The 18,137-nt window shown below is 72.2% G+C and carries 18 protein-coding genes; 8 read left to right on the top strand and 10 right to left on the bottom strand.

Annotated features, from left to right (window positions below):
- The first annotated feature begins 93 nt into the window (after positions 1-93).
- Complete coding sequence (locus AB0K36_RS17365; protein ID WP_364594630.1) at positions 94-861, top strand: uracil-DNA glycosylase; 768 nt, start codon at positions 94-96, stop codon at positions 859-861.
- Here the strand turns inward: AB0K36_RS17365 and AB0K36_RS17360 are convergent.
- The 4 genes from AB0K36_RS17360 to AB0K36_RS17345 form a co-directional block, all read right to left on the bottom strand.
- The gene (locus AB0K36_RS17360; protein WP_364594627.1) at positions 848-2,968 is read right to left on the bottom strand and encodes a xanthine dehydrogenase family protein molybdopterin-binding subunit; all 2,121 of its coding nucleotides are present in this window, start codon (positions 2,966-2,968) and stop codon (positions 848-850) included. The two genes, AB0K36_RS17365 and AB0K36_RS17360, sit on opposite strands and share 14 nt — an antisense overlap.
- Positions 2,965-3,972, bottom strand: coding sequence for an FAD binding domain-containing protein (locus tag AB0K36_RS17355; RefSeq protein WP_364594624.1), 1,008 nt, complete (start codon positions 3,970-3,972; stop codon positions 2,965-2,967). The genes AB0K36_RS17360 and AB0K36_RS17355 overlap by 4 nt, the downstream gene beginning before the upstream one ends.
- Positions 3,969-4,535 (bottom strand): (2Fe-2S)-binding protein, encoded by a 567-nt coding sequence (locus AB0K36_RS17350; protein WP_364594621.1) that lies wholly within the window; start codon positions 4,533-4,535, stop codon positions 3,969-3,971. Before AB0K36_RS17350 ends, AB0K36_RS17355 begins: the two co-directional genes overlap by 4 nt.
- A 79-nt stretch (positions 4,536-4,614) precedes the next feature.
- On the bottom strand, positions 4,615-6,192 hold the full coding sequence (locus tag AB0K36_RS17345) for an FAD-dependent oxidoreductase (protein WP_364594618.1): 1,578 nt from the start codon (positions 6,190-6,192) through the stop codon (positions 4,615-4,617).
- 148 nt (positions 6,193-6,340) lie between these two features.
- Between AB0K36_RS17345 and AB0K36_RS17340 the strand changes: the two genes are divergently transcribed.
- The 3 genes from AB0K36_RS17340 to AB0K36_RS17330 are packed head-to-tail and all read left to right on the top strand — an operon-like array spanning position 6,341 to position 7,524.
- A complete protein-coding gene (locus tag AB0K36_RS17340) occupies positions 6,341-6,493 on the top strand; it encodes a hypothetical protein (protein ID WP_364594615.1) in 153 nt (50 codons plus the stop codon).
- A gap of 34 nt (positions 6,494-6,527) precedes the next feature.
- Entirely contained in the window at positions 6,528-6,887 is a 360-nt protein-coding gene (locus AB0K36_RS17335) for a DUF3040 domain-containing protein (protein ID WP_364594612.1), read from the top strand.
- Positions 6,888-6,900: 13 nt separating this feature from the next.
- Positions 6,901-7,524, top strand: coding sequence for a DUF6328 family protein (locus tag AB0K36_RS17330; protein ID WP_364594609.1), 624 nt, complete (start codon positions 6,901-6,903; stop codon positions 7,522-7,524).
- A 29-nt stretch (positions 7,525-7,553) separates the two neighbouring features.
- Here the strand turns inward: AB0K36_RS17330 and AB0K36_RS17325 are convergent, their stop codons facing one another.
- From AB0K36_RS17325 to AB0K36_RS17300, 6 genes are all read right to left on the bottom strand, one after another.
- Complete coding sequence (locus AB0K36_RS17325) at positions 7,554-7,946, bottom strand: DUF6479 family protein (protein WP_364594606.1); 393 nt, start codon at positions 7,944-7,946, stop codon at positions 7,554-7,556.
- A gap of 69 nt (positions 7,947-8,015) precedes the next feature.
- Positions 8,016-9,080 (bottom strand): non-homologous end joining protein Ku, encoded by a 1,065-nt coding sequence (gene ku / locus AB0K36_RS17320; protein ID WP_364594603.1) that lies wholly within the window; start codon positions 9,078-9,080, stop codon positions 8,016-8,018.
- Positions 9,081-9,239: 159 nt separating this feature from the next.
- Positions 9,240-9,908 carry a response regulator gene (locus tag AB0K36_RS17315; protein ID WP_364594600.1) on the bottom strand — a complete coding sequence of 223 codons (669 nt, stop codon included), beginning with the start codon at positions 9,906-9,908 and terminating at the stop codon, positions 9,240-9,242.
- Entirely contained in the window at positions 9,905-11,029 is a 1,125-nt protein-coding gene (locus tag AB0K36_RS17310; RefSeq protein WP_364594597.1) for a sensor histidine kinase, read from the bottom strand. Before AB0K36_RS17310 ends, AB0K36_RS17315 begins: the two co-directional genes overlap by 4 nt.
- 135 nt (positions 11,030-11,164) lie before the next feature.
- The gene (locus AB0K36_RS17305; protein ID WP_364594594.1) at positions 11,165-12,157 is read right to left on the bottom strand and encodes an aldo/keto reductase; all 993 of its coding nucleotides are present in this window, start codon (positions 12,155-12,157) and stop codon (positions 11,165-11,167) included.
- A gap of 21 nt (positions 12,158-12,178) precedes the next feature.
- Positions 12,179-13,180, bottom strand: coding sequence for a LacI family DNA-binding transcriptional regulator (locus tag AB0K36_RS17300; RefSeq protein ID WP_364594705.1), 1,002 nt, complete (start codon positions 13,178-13,180; stop codon positions 12,179-12,181).
- A 404-nt stretch (positions 13,181-13,584) separates the two neighbouring features.
- Between AB0K36_RS17300 and AB0K36_RS17295 the strand changes: the two genes are divergently transcribed.
- The 4 genes from AB0K36_RS17295 (at position 13,585) to AB0K36_RS17280 (ending at position 18,129) form a co-directional block, all read left to right on the top strand.
- Positions 13,585-14,868, top strand: coding sequence for an ABC transporter substrate-binding protein (locus AB0K36_RS17295; protein WP_364594591.1), 1,284 nt, complete (start codon positions 13,585-13,587; stop codon positions 14,866-14,868).
- A gap of 12 nt (positions 14,869-14,880) precedes the next feature.
- Complete coding sequence (locus AB0K36_RS17290; RefSeq protein ID WP_364594588.1) at positions 14,881-15,864, top strand: carbohydrate ABC transporter permease; 984 nt, start codon at positions 14,881-14,883, stop codon at positions 15,862-15,864.
- Entirely contained in the window at positions 15,861-16,721 is an 861-nt protein-coding gene (locus AB0K36_RS17285) for a carbohydrate ABC transporter permease (protein ID WP_364594585.1), read from the top strand. The genes AB0K36_RS17290 and AB0K36_RS17285 overlap by 4 nt, the downstream gene beginning before the upstream one ends.
- A gap of 121 nt (positions 16,722-16,842) precedes the next feature.
- Entirely contained in the window at positions 16,843-18,129 is a 1,287-nt protein-coding gene (locus tag AB0K36_RS17280) for a glycoside hydrolase 5 family protein (RefSeq protein WP_364594582.1), read from the top strand.
- Positions 18,130-18,137 lie beyond the last annotated feature (8 nt).

The raw sequence follows: 18,137 nt of genomic DNA, 5'->3' as shown, positions 1-18,137 counted from the left end.
GCCGCCCGCGGCCGGCGCGCCCGGGTCAGGCCTCGCCGGACCCGCGTGACCGCCCACCCCGGCCTCCCCGCCGCCCAGCACTAACGTGGCCCCATGGACAGGCACGACACGACCGGCCCGCGGACCGACGACCCCGGCTTCCCGGCACTGACCGCGCCCCGGTGCGGCGGACTCGGTGAACTGGACGACGCCGTCAGCGGGTGCCGCGCCTGCCCGAGACTCGTCGCCTGGCGGGAGCAGGTGGCCGCGGACCGGCGGGCCGCCTTCTCCGGCTGGGAGTACTGGGGCCGGCCGGTGCCGGGCTTCGGCCCCGCCGACGCGTCGCTCGCCGTCGTCGGCCTCGCCCCCGCCGCCCACGGCGGGAACCGCACCGGCCGCATGTTCACCGGGGACGACTCCGGCGACCTGCTGTTCGCCGCTCTCCACGCCGTCGGCCTCGCCTCGCAGCCCACGTCCACGCACCCCGGCGACGGCCTGGTCCTGCACGGCGTACGCGTCACCGCGCCCGTCCACTGCGCCCCGCCGCAGAACAGGCCGACGACCATCGAGCGGGACACCTGCCGTCCCTGGCTGGCGACCGAGCTGTCACTTCTGACCGGCCTGCGCGCGATCGTCGTCCTCGGCGGTTTCGGTTGGCAGGCACTGCTGCCCGTCCTCGAGGCCACCGGACGCCGACTGCCGAGGCCACGGCCCGCGTTCGGCCACGGAGCCCATGTCGTCCTGCCCGGCGACGGCGACCGGTCGGAACTGCATCTGTTCGGCAGCTACCACCCCAGCAGGCGCAACGTCTCCACCCGGCTGATGACCTTCGGGATGCTCGTCGACGTGCTCCGCGACGCCGCCGGGGTCAGCGGCCGCTGAGGGCCCGCGCCTCCTCGAGCGCGTGCAACGTCTTGTCGGGGGTCAGCGGCAGATCCCGCAGGCGGGCGCCCGTCGCGTGGTGCACCGCGTTCGCCACCGCCGCCGCCGTGCCGACGATGCCGATCTCACCGATGCCCTTGCTGCCCATCGGATTGAGGTGCGGGTCGTCCTCCTCGATCCACTGCGCCTCGACGGAGTGCACGTCCGCGCAGACGGGCACGTGGTACGAGGCGAGATCGCACTCCGCGTAGTCCCCGAAGCGCTCGTCCATGGTGCTGCCCTCCATCAGCGCCATGCCGATGCCCATCGTCATCCCGCCGATGAACTGTGACCGCGCGGTACGGGCGTTGAGGACGCGGCCCGCCGCGAACACGCCGAGCATCCGGCGCACCGCCACCTCGCCCGTCACCGTGTCCACCTGCGCCTCGCAGAAGACGGCGCCGAAGGCGTGCCGCGCGTGGGCGGGCTCGCGGCCGGTCTCCTCACCGGTGTCGGCCGACACGGTCAGCCCCTCCGGCGGCAGCGGGCCGCGCAGGTCCGCGAGGCGCTTGGCGAGGAGAGTGCAGGCCTTGTGGACGGCCCAGCCCCAGGAGGCCGTACCGGACGACCCTCCGGCCAGCGGCGCCTCCGGCAGGTCGGAGCTGCCGATCTCGACGGTCACCGTCTCCAGCGGCGTGTTCAGCGCCTCGGCGGCGATCTGCGCGAGCACCGTCCTGGCGCCGGTGCCGATGTCGGTGGCGTTGACCCGGATCCGGTGGACACCGTCGTGCCCGAGGTGGGCGGTGGCCGTGGACGGGGCGATCAGCACCGGGTAGGTGCTCGCCGCGACACCGGTGCCGAGCAGCAGATCGCCTTCCCGGGTGACGCCCGGACGAGGGTCACGATCCTGCCAGCCGAAGACGTCGGCGCCACGGCGGAGGCACGCGGCGAGGTTCCTGCTGCTGAACGGAAGCCCCGAGTCGGGCTCGGTCGCCGGTTCGTTGCGCAGCCGCAGCTCGACCGGGTCCAGCCCGGTGGCGACGGCGAGTTCGTCGATCGCCGACTCCAGGGCGTACATTCCGGGGGCCTCGCCGGGGGCGCGCATCCACGACGGGGTGGGCACGTCGAGGGCCACCACCCGGTGCACGGTCCGGCTGTTGGGGGAGACGTACATGACCCGGGCCGGGACGGCGGCCTGCTCCACGAACTCCTTCACCCGGGAGGTCTGGGTGACCACTTCGTGGGCGAGGGCCGTGATCCGGCCGTCGGCGCCGGCGCCCAGGCGGACATGATGCAGTGTCGGCGCCCGGTGGCCCACGACGGCCGGCAGCTGACGGCGTGGCAGCGCCACCTTCACCGGGCGACCGGTGTGGCGTGCGGCCATCGCGGCCAGCACCACCGGCGGCCGGGGCGTCCCCTTCGATCCGAAGCCGCCGCCGACGTGTTCGGACACCGCGGTGACCTGCTTCCTGTCCAGCCCGAACAGCTGGGCCAGGGCGTCCCTGACCGGGCCGGAACCCTGGCTCGAGTCCCGGACCGTCAGCCGGCCGTCGTGCCAGTGGGCGGTGGCCGCGTGCGGCTCCATCGGATGGTTGTGCAGAGCGGTGAGCCGGTAGGAGGTGTCGACGCGGACCTCGGCCGCCGCGTACGCGCCCTCGAAGTCGCCCCTCTCGCGCACCGCGGGGTGGCCCCCGTTGGCCTCCTCGGGCGTGTAGACGTCCGGGTGGCCGTCGGTGAGGCGTACGTCGTGTTCCTCGGTCTCGTAGCCGACGCGCAGGGCTGCGGCGCCGGCGCGGGCGTTCTCGAGGGTGTCGGCCACGACCAGGGCGACGTACCAGCCCCTGTGCGGTACGCGGTCGTCCTGGAGGAGACGGAGCGTCGGGTCGTCGGGCTGCCCGAGGCGTGGGGCGTTCTCGTGGGTGAGCACCGCCAGCACACCGGGCATGTCCAGTACCTCGGGCGTGCCGAGCGACGTGACCCGGCCGCGGGGGATCGCGGCGGGCACCGGCCAGCCGTACACACAGCCCGACGGGGTGTGTTCGGCGGCGTAGCGTGCCGCGCCGGCGGCCTTCTCGCGCGCCTCGCGCCGCACGGCGGGCGCACCCAGTACGGCGGGCGGCCCGCTCATGACCCCTCCTCGCCGTGGTCGTCGCCGTCCGCGAGCCCGGCGAGGACGCCGACGGCGAGATTTTGCGCGAGACGCACCTTGAACCCGTTGTCCCGCAGCGGCTCCGCCGCCGCGAGCTCGGCCTCGGCCGCGGCGGCGAACGCCTCGCGGCCGGCCGGCCCGCCGACGAGCAGTTCCTCCGCCCTGCGGGCACGCCACGGACGATGGGCGAGGCCGCCGAACGCCAGCCTCGCGTGCCGGACCCGGCCGTCCTCGACGGAGAGGACCGCGGCGACGGAGACCAGCGCGAAGGCGTACGAGGCACGGTCGCGGGCCTTGCGGTACGCGGACCGCGCACCGGTGGGCACGGGCGGCAGCTCCACGCCCGTGATCAGCTCGCCGGGCCGCAGCTCGGTGTCCACCTGGGGGCGGTCCCCGGGCAGCCGGTGGAAGTCGCTGACCGCCAGCGACCGGTCCCCGTCGGTGGAGTGCAGATGGACCGTGGCGTCGAACGCGGCGAGCGCGACCGCCATGTCGGAGGGGTGCGTGGCGACGCAGTGCTCGGAGTGGCCCAGCACGGCGAGGTCACGGTGGACGCCCTCCCGCGCGGGGCAGCCGGTGCCCGGCGCACGCTTGTTGCAGGGCTTGGAGATGTCCTGGAAGTAGGTGCAGCGGGTGCGCTGGAGCAGGTTCCCGCCGGTGGTCGCCGCGTTCCGCAACTGACCGGAGGCCCCGGAGAGCAGCGCCTGCGACAGCGCGAAGTAGCGCGTCCGGACCGCCGGATGGGCCGCGAGGTCGCTGTTGCGCACGGCGGCGCCGATCAGGAGCCCGCCTCCCGGCACGCCCTCGACCGTGCCGAGCGGCAGCCGGCTCACGTCGATGAGCACGTCGGGCGTCGCGACGCCCAGCTTCATCAGGTCGACGAGGTTCGTGCCGCCCGCGAGGTACTGCGCCCCGGTGTGCGCGGCGTACGCGGCGACGGCCTCGGCGGCCGTGCCGGGTCGGACATAGGCGAAGGGTTTCACGGTGTCACGTCCTCGATGGCCGCCACGATGTTGGGGTAGGCGCCGCAGCGGCACAGATTGCCGCTCATGCGCTCACGGATCTCACCGGGCGTGAGGGTGACGGGCCCGTCCGCCCCCTCCCGCCGCCCGGTCACCAGCGACGGACGGCCGTCGGCCGCCTCCGCCAGCACGGCCACCGCCGAGCAGACCTGCCCGGGGGTGCAGTAGCCGCACTGGAGGGCGTCCCTGGCGACGAACGCCTCCTGCACGGGGTGCAGTTCACCGCCGGGGGCGAGACCCTCCGCCGTGGTGATGTGCGCCCCGTCGTGGGACACGGCCGGCATCAGACAGCTGTTCACCCGCCGCCCGTCGGCGATGACGGTGCAGGAGCCGCACTGGCCGTGGTCGCACCCCTTCTTGGGACCCGTCAGGTCCAGGTGCTCGCGCAGGGTGTCCAGGACCGTGGTGCGGTGGTCGAGTGTCAGCGTGTGACTGACGCCGTTGACGTGCAGTGTGACCGCGGAGCGATGGTCGCCCGCGACGGTCGTGGCGCCCGCGGTCTCCGGTCGGCTGGTCGGTTCCACGCCGCAGCCCTTTCCCGTCGGTTGACAGTGGTTCGCTCTACTTCCTACCAGCCTGCGGTGCGATGCGCGGTTCGGCCGCTCATGAGCCCTCCGGACCGTCCACGTTCCGCCGTTCGAGGGGCCGCACCGCCGGGCCCTGCAGTACGGAGCCGTCGACGCCGAACCGGGAGCCGTGGCAAGGGCAGTCCCAGCTGCGCTCCGCCTCGTTGAACGCCACCATGCAGCCCAGATGGGTGCAGCGGGCGGACACCGCGTGGCACACCCCGTCGTCGTCGCGGTACACCGCGCAGCGCTGCCCGTTCAGACGGACGACCGCGCCCGTGCCCGGTGCGATGTCGGCGGCCGAGTCCACATGGGTGGTGCGCAGCCGGTCCCCGACGAAGTGCTTGCCGACCTCGGCCTGCTGGGAGACCAGGGTGGGGGCCTCCCGCAGCGTGCTCCATATCCGCCGGGGATCGTAGAGATCGGCCCACGGGGCCTTCACGGCACAGATCAGGCCCGCCAGGAGCCGCCCCGCCAGCACGCCGCTGCTCATGCCCCAGCCGCCGAAGCCGGTGGCGACATACGTGTGCCTGGCGCCCGGGTGGAAGGGCCCGATCAGCGGCACGGTGTCGCTCGGGTCGTTGTCCTGCGCCGCCCAGCGGTACATGGTCTCCTCCACCGGGAAGTGCGTGTGCATCCACTCGTCGAGGCGCTCGATCCGTTCGGGGACGTCCACCGTGCCGGGGGTGAAGGTCTCTCCGGTCACGATCAGCAGCCGGCGGCCGTCGCCCAGCGGGGCCGTGCGCACCGACCGTTTGGCGCCCTCCTCGCAGATGTACATCCCGGCCGGGTCCCGGTCGGCGGGCAGTGCCGCGGCCACCACCAGCTCACGGTGCGGCGTCATCCGGGCGAACAGCAGCGCCCGGTCGAACACCGGGAAGTGCGTGGCGATCACGACATCCCGCGCGGTCACGGTCCGGCCGCCCTCCGTGGTGAGCCGGCAGGGCGAGCCTTCGTGCAGGGCGGTGACCCGGGTCCGCTCGTAGATCTTGTTGCCGTAGGCGGTGAGGTCCTGTGCCAGACCGAGGAGGTACTTGCGCGGATGGAACTGTGCCTGCTCCTCCATCCGCACAGCTCCGGCGACGTCGAAGGGCAGCCCGGTGTCCTCGACGTACTCGGCCCGAAGGCCCGCCTCCGCGGCGGCCTCGGCCTCGGCCTGGAGCGCGGAGCGCTGCTCGCCGTCCCGGGAGTAGACGTACGCAGGGCCGCGCTCGAACTCGCACGCGATGCCGAGCGCGGAGGACACCTCGGCGACGCGTTCCACCGCCGCCTGCTGGGAGCGGGCGTAGAGCCGGGCCCCCTCGGGGCCCCTGGTCCGGCGCAGCCGGTCGTAGACCAGGCCGTGCTGTGCCGTCACCTTCGCCGTGGTGAACCCGGTGACACCCGTCGCGATGCGGTCGGCCTCCAGTACCGCGACGGAGCGGCCGCCCTCCCGTGTCAGTTCCCACGCCGTGCTCAGCCCGGCGATGCCGCCGCCCACCACGGCCACGTCGACCGTGATGTCGTCGGCGAGCGGGGGGTGGTCGGTGGCGTCGGTGGTGCGTATCCAGTGCGAATCCGTCGTGCGCGGGTGCGTGTCCTCCGCCGTGCGGGGGGCGTGAGATTCGTTCGACATGCGGTCCGGGTGCCCGGCGACGCGCCGGTGAAGCCTGTCGGTCCTCGCCGGGCACGGGTGACTGACCGGAGAGCGACGGGGTACCCGGGAGAACAGAAATCCGGCGCCACGAATCCTGCCGGTACCGACGAACGAGGAGGTGTCAGCCGTGGACACCCGGGCCGACACCGAGAGATCCACCGGTCGCATCCCGGAGAAGGAACGGATACGCACCTGCAGGCCCGCGGTCCTGCCGGGACGTGAATCCGACGGACAGGGGGAGAGCGACCCGGAAACGAACATCTTCCGGGGCGAGGACTGAACCGACCGTCTGACAGCGTACGGAGGCGCCAGCCATGGACGGATCCGGACTCTCCGAACCGGAAAGGCTGATCCTCGCGCAGATCGAGCAGGATCTGCGGGCCGACGAATTCCTGGACCGCCGGCTGCGGACCATGAGTCCCGGACCGCCGCTCGCGCGGATGACCCACCGATTCCGGTCGCACCTGCTCGCCGCCGCCGTGGGCGTGCTGGCGGCGCTGACGTTCGTCCTGCTCGCGATGGCGGCATCCACGTCGAAACCCGTCCTGATCTGGGCGTTCGCCGCCACCTGGGCCCTGACCCTGGTCGGACTGCTCACACTCGTCTGCCGTTGGTCCAAGCGGCTGGCGCAGCGCAGCCGCGCCCGGGGCCGTCGGCGCGCGGGACCGCCGTGATCGGCGGCCGGCCATGGGGATAGCGAGGACCGGTCCCGGCAGACGCCGGGAGACCCCTCAACAACGACTGGACCGGCTCTGGGGCGAACTTCTCCGTGAGGTGAGGGTCGCCCTCGCCGGTGTCCAGTTGCTTTTCGTCTTTCTGCTCGCCGTCGCCTTCACTCCGCTCTTCCCGCGTCTCGGCGAGAGCGACAAGCTCATGTACGTGGTGTGCCTGCTCCTCGGTGCGGCCGCCACCGGCCTGCTGACGGCGCCGGTGAGTATCCACCGCGTGGTCACCGGCCGCGGGATGAAGTACGAGGCGGTCAAGTGGGCGTCGCGGTTCACCATCGCCGGGCTGGCGATCCTGCTCTGCATGGTGGCGCTCGGCCTGCTGCTCGTGCTGCGCACCGTGACCGCGCTGAGCGACAGGACCGCGTTGATCCTGGACGTGACCGTCGTCGGCGGGCTCACGCTGTGCTGGCTGGTGCCGGCGGTCCTGATGCGTCGCGGGAGCGGTCCCGCGTCGGCGGCCGAGCAGCGCGGGCAGGACGCCTCGGAGACGCCCCGGCACGGGCCGCCGGATGCGCGCCCGGGCAGTGAGAAGTACGGGCCGCGGGATGCGCGCCCGGGCAGTGAGGAGTACCGCCGGCCATGAGGGGGCCGGCGGTACTCCTCACGCGGGTCTCAGCCCCCGTGACCGCCACTGCCGAAAGCGCCGCCGCTCTCGTCGGAGTCACGGGGCGGCTTGCTCTCCGGCGCGGGCCGAGAGCCCATGTTGCCGTAGCCGTGGAGTTCGTGAGGTGTCAGTCGCCCGGGCACTTCGTGCCCCTCGGAGAGATCGAACTCGTCCGGCTCCAGGCGGCTCTCGTAATGGGTCTGGTGATCGGGCCTCACCGGCTGCTCCTCGGGCCCGGGCGGGGCGTCGCGCCGCCGTCGCGCGCCGACCTGCCAGACCACGTAGACGAGCAGCACGAGAAGACCGACCACGATCAGTCCGAACACGATGACCGCGGGTGCTCCCTCACCGGCCGCGAGGACAGTGGTGACGTCCCCCGCCGGCTCGTTGAAAGTGACCATGTCTACCGGGTACCCAATCTGACCGGGATATCCGCCGGTGAGCGCCCGGACCCCCGTATGGCCCCCTGTTCAGGCGGCGGCGCGGCCCGCTCCGGTGAGGGCCTCCAGCAGTTCGTCCCGGCTCATCGAGGAGCGGCCGGGGATGCCGAGGTCCGTGGCGCGGGCGTAGAGGTCCTTCTTGCTGAGCGCGGCCAGGTCCTGCTTCTTGCCGGCGTCCTTACGGCGGCTGCCGCCGGTGCTCTCGGCCCGCTCGGCGGCCTTCCGGCCCTTGGCGCTCTTCGTGTCCCGCGCCCCGGTGTCCTTCGCGCGCTTGCCCTTGGCGGCTGCTGTGGTGCGTGCTCCGCCCCGTCCCTTTCCGGAGCGGGCCCGCTCGACGCTGCGGTTCAGCGCCTCCATCAGGTCGACGACGTTGGTCGCTTCGGGAGGCCCGGCCTCCGTGACCACCTCTCGGCCCTCGAGTTTCGAGGCCACCAGCTCGCGCACCCTGTCCTCGTACGTGTCGTGGTAGTCCTCGGGCTTCCACTCGACGCTGAGCGCCTCGACGAGCTTCTCGGCCGTGCCGAGCTCGCCGGGACCGATCTTCTCGCGCCCCGGCAGGTCGAACTCCCGCCGAGGATCCCTGATCTCGTCGGCGTAGTGCATGGTGTGCAGGACGAGCACCGACTCCTGCGCGCGCACCGCGGTCAGGTACTCCTTGCCGCGCATCGTCAGAGTGGCGATGCCGGCCTTCCGGGAACGGTGGAGTGCGCTGCGGAGCAGCTCGTAGACCTTGAAGTACTCCTTGCCGCGCGGGGCGAGATAGTAGGTACGGGCGAAGTGGACGGGCTCGATGTCGGCCAGGTCCACGAATCCGCTGATGTCGACGACCTTGGAACGGCCGGGGGAGATGTCGTCGAGTTCGTCCGGTTCGACGACGACGTACTGGCCGTCGCCCATGTCGTAGCCCTTGACGATGTCCTCGCTCTTGACCTCACGGCCGGTGCGCTCGTTCACGCGCTTGTTGCGGATGCGGTCGCCGGTGCCGCGCTGGAGCTGGTGGAAGTGGACGGTGTGGTCGTCCGTCGCGGTGAAGAGGCCCACGGGCAGGGTGACCAGTCCGAAGCTGAGCACCCCGGTCCACATCGCTCTGGCCATCGCCCGTCACCTCCGTGTCGCCACGCGGCTGCAAGGTCCCGGATCCAGTGTCCTCGTCCCACGGCCGATGCCCCACCTGTGACGGACGGAAGTGAACGTGCGTTCGAGTTGGTGACGGCGACCGGGTCGGGGAGCGAGCCGGTCCGCGGGCCGTCGCGCTCAGCGGCCGCGCGGGGCGACCAGGCCTGATTCGTAGGCGAGGACCACGAGTTGGGCCCGGTCGCGGGCGTGGAGCTTGGCCATGGCCCGGTTGATGTGGGTCTTCGCGGTGAGCGGGCTGATCACCATGTGGTCGGCGATCTCGTCGTTGGACAGGCCTTGCGCCACCAGGGCGACGGCCTCCCGCTCGCGGTTGGTCAGCTCCTCCAGCCCCGTGCCGGTGCCCGTGGCGGTCCGGAGCGGCTGGTTGACGTACCGGTTGATCAGCTTGCGGGTGATCGAGGGCGCCAGCAGGGCGTCGCCGCGGGCGGCCACCCGTACGGCGTGGAGGAAGTCCTCCGGCACGATGTCCTTGACGAGGAACCCGGCCGCGCCGGCGCGCAGCGCCTCGAAGACGTATTCGTCGAAGCCGTAGTTGGTCAGGATGACGACGTGCACGCCGGCCAGGGCCGGGTCCGCGGCGATGCGCCGGGTCGCCTCGATGCCGTCGACGACCGGCATCTGGATGTCGATGAGGGCGATGTCCGGCAGGTGTTCCCTGGCCAGAGCCAGGCCCTCCAGCCCGTCGCCTGCCTCGCCGACCACCTCGATGTCGTCCTCGAGGTCGAGCAGCGCGCGGAAGCCGCTGCGCAGGAGCCGCTGGTCGTCCACCAGCAGGACACGGATCATGACGTCTGCTCCACAGGGAGTTCGGCCTGGACGGTGAAGCCGCCCTCGCCGCGCGGTTCGGCGCGCAGGCGGCCACCGAGGGCGGTGACCCGTTCGCGCATGCCCAGCAGTCCGACGCCGGGCACCGGGGCTGCGCCCGGTGCGGCCCTGCCGTCGTCGTCGATGCGGATCGCCAGGGCGTCCGGACGGCAGTCGATCCGAACCGACGCCGTGCCGGCGGCGGCATGCCGGGCGATGTTGGTGAGCGACTCCTGCACGATCCGGTAGACGGTCCGGTCCACCGCGGCGGGCACGTCGGGCCGTTGCCCTTCGATGGTCAGCGTCGCGTCCAGGCCGGTGGAACGGGCCCGTTCCACCAGCTCCGTGACGTGGTCGAGCCCTCGCGGCGGGGTCGTGTCGTCGTCGCGCAGCGCCTCCAGGGTCGCGCGCAGCTCACGGGTCGCCTCGCGTCCGGCCTCCTGGATCGCCAGCAGGGCCTCCGGCACCTGCTCGCCGCGCCTGCGGGCCACATGGACGGCGACCTCCGCCTGCACCTTGATGATCGAGATCTGGTGGGTGAGCGAATCGTGCAGTTCCCGTGCGATGTGCAGCCGCTCCTCGTCGGCACGGCGCCGGGCGGTCTCCTCCCGGGTGCGTTCGGCCTCGTCCGCCCGCCGCTCGGCCTGCCGCAACGCCTCACCCGCGGCACCGGCGGCGACCAGCCAGGCGATCTCGAGGGCGCCCCGGGCCTGCGCGAACGCCTCGCCCACGGGGAGGCCCGAGGCCAGGCCCGCGAGGGGGAGAGAGGCCAGCACGGCCACGCTCGCCACCACCGTGAGGGTGCGGTGTCCCGCCCGTACGGCCGCGTACACGGCGAACAGGTACGCGACTGCCGGCACGTCGAAACCGGCCGCCTGGTGACCCGCCGCGCACAGTCCGGTAACGGCGAGGACGGGGACCGGAGCCCGGCGGCGCGCGGCCAGCGCCAGGCCGCCGGCCGCCAGCAGGGCGTACCCGAGCGGGTCGAGGTCCGAGGCGGTGTGCTGCCCGGACAACCCGGTGACCAGCAGGGTCGCCGCCACGCCGACGGCGATCGCCCAGTCCGTGACACCGGCTCGGACACCGGGCGGCACTGTCATCATGCGCGCACCTTAGCCGGGTGGCGCCGCGGTGCGAGTCCCCCTTGCGGACCAGCGGCCGCTACCGCGTACGCAGTATCCGCGCGGCGCCTGCGGCGTCCGCCGCAGCCGGCCGTCCGGCCGCTTTTCCGCCCGTCGCTACCAGCGGCTGTGCACCTGGGCGCGGATCCGCCGGTCGTACAGATCACGGACCGCGTCCAGCGTGCTTGCGGGCAGCGGCGGCTCGTCCGCCGCCGCGGCGTTGGCGCGGGCCTGCCCGGCGGAGCGCGCCCCGGGGATCACGCTCGTCACGCCCGGCTGCTGGATGATCCAGCGCAGCGCCGTGCGTGCCGGTGTGCTGTCCGGACCCGCGAGCGCCGCGAACTCGGCGGCTGCCTCGACGCCCGTCGCGAAGTCGACACCGGAGAAGGTCTCGCCCTGGTCGAAGGCCTCGCCGTGACGGTTGTACGTGCGGTGGTCGTCGGCGCCGAAGACGGTGTCCTTGGTGTACTTGCCCGACAGCAGCCCGGACGCGAGCGGCACCCGCGCGATGATGCCCACGCCCGCCTCGGCCGCCGCAGGGAGGACCTCTTCGAGCGGCTTCAGCCGGAACGGGTTGAGGATGATCTGGACGCTCGCGGTGCCGGGCCTGGCGATGGCGGTGAGCGCCTCCTCGCAGGTCTCGACGCTCACGCCGTACGCGGCGATCCGCTGTTCGGCCACGAGCGTGTCCAGCGCGTCGAAGACCTCGTCGGACGAGTGGACGGCGGTGGGCGGGCAGTGCAGCTGGACCAGGTCGAGCGTGTCCACGCCCAGGTTCTTGCGTGAACGGTCGTTCCAGGCGCGGAAGTTGTCCAGTACGTAGTTCTCCGGGAGCTGTTCGACGCGCCGGCCCATCTTGGTCGCCACGAACACGCCGGCGTCCGGCCGCTCGCTCAGATACCGGCCGATGAGCTGCTCGCTGCGCCCGTCGCCGTACACATCGGCCGTGTCGAAGAAGGTGACGCCCGACTCGACGGCCGCGTCGAGGACGGCGATCGCGTCCTGGTCCGCCACGTCGCCCCAGTCGGCGCCCAGTTGCCAGGTGCCGAGTCCCACCACGGAGACGTTCCTGCCGGTCCTGCCCAATACCCGCTGTTCCATGCGCCGCATCCTATGCGGCGGCCCGCCGGGTCAGCGGGGCGCCGCGGTGCTCTCCCGTTCGATCAGCTCCGGCAGCGGCACGTGGACGGAGCGGGCAGCGCCGCCGTCCAGCAGGGCGGTCAGCTCCTGGGCGGCGATCCGCCCGAAGGTCACCGGATCGCGGGAGAGCGCGGTGAGGAAGGGATGGACCATGCGGCACAGCACCGAGTCCTCCCACGACACGACCGACACATCGCCGGGGACCGAGAGGCCGAGGCCGGTGACGACCGCCGCACCGGCGGCCGCCATCACGTCGTTGTCGTACACCAGCGCCGTCGGCCGGCTGCCCGAGGTGAGGACCCGGCGGGTCACGGCCGCGCCCTGGGTGTCCGAGTAGTCGGTGGGCACCGAGCGGACCTCGGCCAGGCCACGGCGATCGGCCTCCGCGCGCAGCGAGCGGATGCGCCGGTCGGTGTGGGCGAGCGAGGACAGGCCGGCGATGTGCACGATCCGGCGGTGGCCGAGCTCGTGCAGCCGGCCCACCACGTGGGCCATGGCCCCGGTGTCGTCGGCCCGCACCTGCGACAGGTTCGGGTGTTCCTCCGGAAGGCCGCCGATGACGACGCCGGGCAGGCCGAGCTCGTCCAGCAGCGCGGGCCGGGGATCGTCGGTGCGGGGGTCGACGACGAGGACGCCGTCGACCCGGTGCTCCGCCCACCAGCGCCGGTAGACGGCGCACTCGGCGTCCACGTCGTCCACCACCTGGAACAGCAGGCCGAGTTGGCGTTCCGAGAGGACCTCCTGGATGCCGGAGATCAGCTGGAGGAAGAACGAGTCCACGCCCAGGGTGGTGGCAGGCCGCGCGAGGACCAGCCCGACTGTCGCCGCGCCTTCCCCGGACAGGGCGCGGGCGGCGGTGCTCGGCCGCCAGCCCAGCTGCTCGGCGACCCGGCGGACCCGGTCGCGGGTGATCTCGGAGACGCCGGGGCGGTCGTTGAGCGCGAACGAGACAGCGCTCTCCGAGACCCCGGCGCGCCGGGCGATGTCCTTCATCGTCGGCCGCCGCGCGGGCGCTCGTCTGCTCGGCGGAGTGTCCTTGGCGGACGGGGTGCTGGCAGTCACCCGGGCCCCCTTCCCGTGTTCCCCCGGCCCGGCGGCGGACCGGGCCCGGAAAGCATCCTATGGCCTGCGCCGGGCAAAGGTCGAACGGTCGTCGCCCGGGACTAAAGCGCTTGAGTCCCCCGAGCCTAAAGCGCATTAGTCGATCAATGCAAGAGACCTGTTGACCGCCTCTGGCCTGGGGTGATGCTGGGGGAAAGGGATTCGGTCGGCGTATCTGTTGACTTTCTCCGGCGACGCAATGCAAGGTCTGCTGGGCAAACGGCCGCCGCCCGCTTCCGCGGCGCCGGCCGCCGCTGCCCGTCACGCGTCTGGTCCGAGCAAAGGAGCCGTTCACCGTGCGCATCAACCGCAGGGCAGTCGCCGCTGCCGCCGTCATCGCCGTCGTCCTGCCGCTGAGTGCCTGCGGCGGCTCCGAGGCGGGTTCCGCCGACGCCTCCGGCAAGGTGGAAGGCGAGATCACCTTCCAGACCTGGAACCTCCAGGCCAACTTCAAGGACTACTTCAACGGCCTCATCGCCGACTTCGAGAAGCAGCACCCGGGCACCGACGTGAAGTGGGTCGACCGCCCGGCCGAGGGATACGCGGACAAGATCAGCGCCGACGCCGCCGGCGGCACCCTGCCCGACGTCGTGAACGTGTCGCCGGACCTGGTCGCGCCGCTGGCCAAGGCCGGCCTCGCGCTCGACCTGGACAAGGCCGCGCCGCAGTACAAGAAGGAGTATCTGCCGGGGGCCTGGGACGCGCACCGCGTACCGGGGGCGGCGGGCGTCTACGCCTTCCCCTGGTACCTCAACACCGGCCCGCTGTTCTACAACAAGCGGCTCCTGAAGGACGCCGGTCTCGACCCCGAGAAGCCGCCGACGACGTACGGCGAGGTCTTCGACGCCGGGTTGAAGATGGCGCGGCAGAGCAAGGGCAAGGTCGCCGCTCTCGCCAACGTGCCCACCATCGAGGACTTCGGCCGCTACGGTGTCCCGCTCATGAACGAGGAAGGCACCGCCTTCTCCTTCAACGACCCCAAGGGCGTCGAACTGCTCACCCGCTACAAGGAGTTGTACGACGCCAAGGCACTCGACCCGCAGGCGCTCACCGCCACCCCCGAGTCCTCCGGGCACAAGTTCCTCACCGAGTCCGTGGCCATGAACCCGGGCAGCGCGCTCGACCTCGCCAACTTCAAGAAGCAGGCCCCGAGCCTGTACGAGAACATCGGCATCACCGACCAGATCACCAGCACCGGCAAGGCCAACATGTACGTCATGGGCGTCATGGTGAACGCGCAGAGCAAGCGGAAGCCCGCCGCCGTCGCCTTCGCCCACTTCGTCACCGACGCCACCCGCCAGATGGAGTTCGCCAAGAAGGTGGCCATCTTCCCCAGCACCGCGGGCTCCCTCGACGACCCCTACTTCACCGAGGAGGACGGCACCGACGAGACCAGGGTCAGGGTCGCGGCCGCCAAGTCCCTGAAGACGGCCGTCAATTACACGCCCGTGCTGTTCAGCGAGCAGATGAAGACAGAGCTCCGCAACGCCGTGGCCCGGGCGCTGCAAGGGAAGCAGAGCCCGGCAGAAGCGCTTGACAACGCTGTCAAGGCCTGCGACCGGCTGCTCCGGCAGAGCTGATCGGCACCTGCCATGAAGACTCCCACCGCCGCCGGCACGATCACCTCAGGCCCCGCCCCGGCGAGCCCGCGGGTCCACGGCCCCGGCCCCGGGCGGCGCCCCGCGGGGCGCCGCACCCCCCGCGGCATCCGGCGCCATCTGCCGTACAGTCCCTGGCTGTTCGCGGCTCCCGGACTGCTCGTCGTCGGCGCGTTCAGCCTGTACCCGTTCCTGAGCACCCTCGTCAACGCGTTCACCGACCGCCGCACGCTCGTTCCCGGCGAGTTCGTGGGTCTGGCGAACTTCCGCGAGCTGCTCGACGACGAGATGTTCTGGATCGGCCTGCGCAACAGCAGCCTGTACGTGCTCGGAGTGGTCCCCGCGCTGGTGATCCTGCCGCTGCTGCTGGCGATGCTCGTCCAGCGCCACATCCCCGGCATCACCTTCTTCCGCTCCGCCTTCTACACCCCGGTCGTCGCCTCGATCGTCGTGGTGGGGCTGATCTGGGTCTGGATGCTCGACGACCGGGGACTGGTCAACTCGGTGCTGGAGGCGGTGGGGGTCGGCCGCGTCGGATTCCTGAGCGACCAGTGGCTCCTGCTGCTGAGCGCGATGGGCGTCACGGTGTGGAAGGGGCTCGGCTACTACATGATCATCTACCTGGCGGCGCTGGCGAACGTACCGCGCGAACTGCACGAGGCCGCCGCCGTCGACGGCGCCGGGCCCGTACGCCGGTTCTTCACCGTCACCGTCCCCGCCGTCCGCTCCACCATGGTCCTCGTCGGAGCCCTGTCCTCCGTCGCCGCGTTCAAGGTGTTCTCCGAGGTCTATCTGATGGCGGGTCCCTCCGGCGGGCCGGCCGGCGAGGACACCACGCTGGTGATGCTCGTCCAGCGCGTCGGCACCGGCCTCTCGGGCCGCGTCGGCTACGCCTCCGCCATCTCCGTCGTCGTCTTCGTCGTCACCGTCGCGCTGATGCTGCTCGTGCTGCGCGCCGACCGCAAGGAGGACGCGTGAGCGTCATCAACGTCACCGACGCCGACGGCAAGCGGATCCCCGCCACCCAGCTGGTACTGCGCTACGTGCTGCTGCTCGCCGTGCTGGCGCTGACCGTCGGCCCGTTCCTGTGGCAGCTGTCCACCTCGCTCAAGGGTCCGCACGAGGACATCTTCAGCTCCCCGCCGAAGTTCCTTCCCGGCGAGCCGACCCTCGACAACTACACACGCGTCGCGCAGACCATCCCCGTCTGGGACTACGCCCTCAACTCGCTGAAGGTCGCCACCGCCAACGTCGTCACCAACTGCGTGGGAGCCGCCCTCGCCGGCTACGCGCTGGCCCGCATGCGCTACCGGGGCCGCAGGGCCGCCACGCTGGCCTTCATCCTCGCCATGCTCGTCCCCGTCGAGGGCATCATCATCGCCCAGTTCACCACCATGCGGGACCTCGGCCTCAACAACACGCTCCTCGGGGTGCTGCTGCCCGGCTCCATCGGGGCCATGAACGTCCTGCTGATGCGCAACGCCTTCCTGAACCTGCCCGACGAGGTCGAGGAGGCGGCGTACGTGGACGGGGCGAACGTCTGGCAGCGGTTCCTGCGGATCGCCCTGCCTTCGGTCAAAGGCACCCTCGCCGTCGTCGCGATCTTCGCGTTCATGGGTGCCTGGGACGACTTCCTGTGGCCGCTGATCGTGCTCAGCGACCCGGAGAACTTCACCCTCACCATCGGCCTCAACTACCTCCACGGCACCTTCGCCAACGACGAACGCCTGGTCGCCGCGGGCACGATCATCGCCGTGCTCCCGCTGATCGTCCTCTTCGCCTGCCTCCAGCGGTTCTTCTTCCGCGGCGTCGGCGAAGGCGCCGTCAAGGGCTGACACCGGCCCGGCGAACCATGGCCCATGGCCCATGGCCCAGGGCGAACCATGGCCCCTGGCACCCTGCGGCCGCGCCGCCCGCCCGACCGACACCCCACGAGACCTTGGACGTCGCCGCCTCATGAGCTCCGCCCCGCCGCGCTTCGGCGCCAACTACACGCCCAGCCAGGGCTGGTTCCACCACTGGCTGGACTTCGACCTCGACCACGTGCGCGCCGACCTGGACTCGATCGCGGGCCTCGGTCTCGACCACATCCGGGTCTTCCCGCTCTGGCCGCTGTTCCAGCCCAACCGCACCTTCGTCCGCCCCCGCGCCGTCGAACAGCTCGTGCAGCTCGCCGACGCCGCGGCCGAGCGGGGGCTGGACGTCAACGTCGACGGCCTCCAGGGCCATCTGTCCAGCTTCGACTTCCTGCCCGCCTGGACCCGGACCTGGCACCGGCGGAACATCTTCACCGATCCCGACGTCGTCGCCGGACAGGCCGAGTACCTCAGGACCCTCGCCGCGGCCCTCGCCGACCGGCCCAACTTCATCGGCATGACCGTCGGCAACGAGATCGCGCAGTTCGCCGCGTCACCGCACCCCGATCCCGACCGCATCACCCCCGCACAGGCCGGCAGCTGGCTCGAGCGCCTGCTGGCCGCCTGCGAGGAGGGCGCGCCGGGCCGGACGCACCTGCACGCCGAGTACGACGCCTCCTGGTACCAGGACGACCAGCCCTTCACCCCCGCCCACGCCGCCCGGACCGGCGCGGTCACCGCAGTGCACTCCTGGGTGTTCAACGGCACCGCGCAGCGGTACGGAGCCGGCGCCACGGCCACCGAGCACCACGCCGCCTATCTCGTCGAACTGTCGAAGGCCTGGGCGCTGGAGCCGCACCGCCCGGTGTGGCTCCAGGAGGTCGGGGCGCCCGCGCCGCACATCGCGCCCGAGCACGCGGCCGCGTTCACCGCGGCCACCGTCGCGAACGCTCTCGACTGCCCGGACCTGTGGGGCGTCACCTGGTGGTGCTCCCACGACGTGTCGCGCTCGCTCGCCGACTTCCCCGAACTCGAGTACACCCTGGGCCTGCTGACCAACGACCGCCGCGTCAAGCCCGCCGGGCGGGCCGTCGCCCGGATCGCCGAGGAGTGGCGCGGCCGCGAGCACCGGCCCGCCCCGCGCACCTGTGCCCTCGTCGTCGACGCCGGCGACGACGAGACCGCGCCGCGGCGTTCGGTCTGCGCTCCCGGCGGCCCCGTCTTCGAGGCCTTCGCCCGGCTCACCGCCGACGGCGCCCGCCCCACCACGGTCCTCGCGAGCCGCGCCGACGACCCGGACCACCTCGCCGCCCGCGGCATCACCGAGGTCGTCACACCCCAACAGGCCGGTCTCCCCCGGGGACCGGCCGCCCGCACCGCACCGTAAGCCGTCCA

This window comes from Streptomyces kurssanovii, from assembly GCF_040677245.1.
GTDB lineage: Bacteria > Actinomycetota > Actinomycetes > Streptomycetales > Streptomycetaceae > Streptomyces > Streptomyces kurssanovii.
This window is presented reverse-complemented; position numbering and strand designations above follow the sequence as displayed.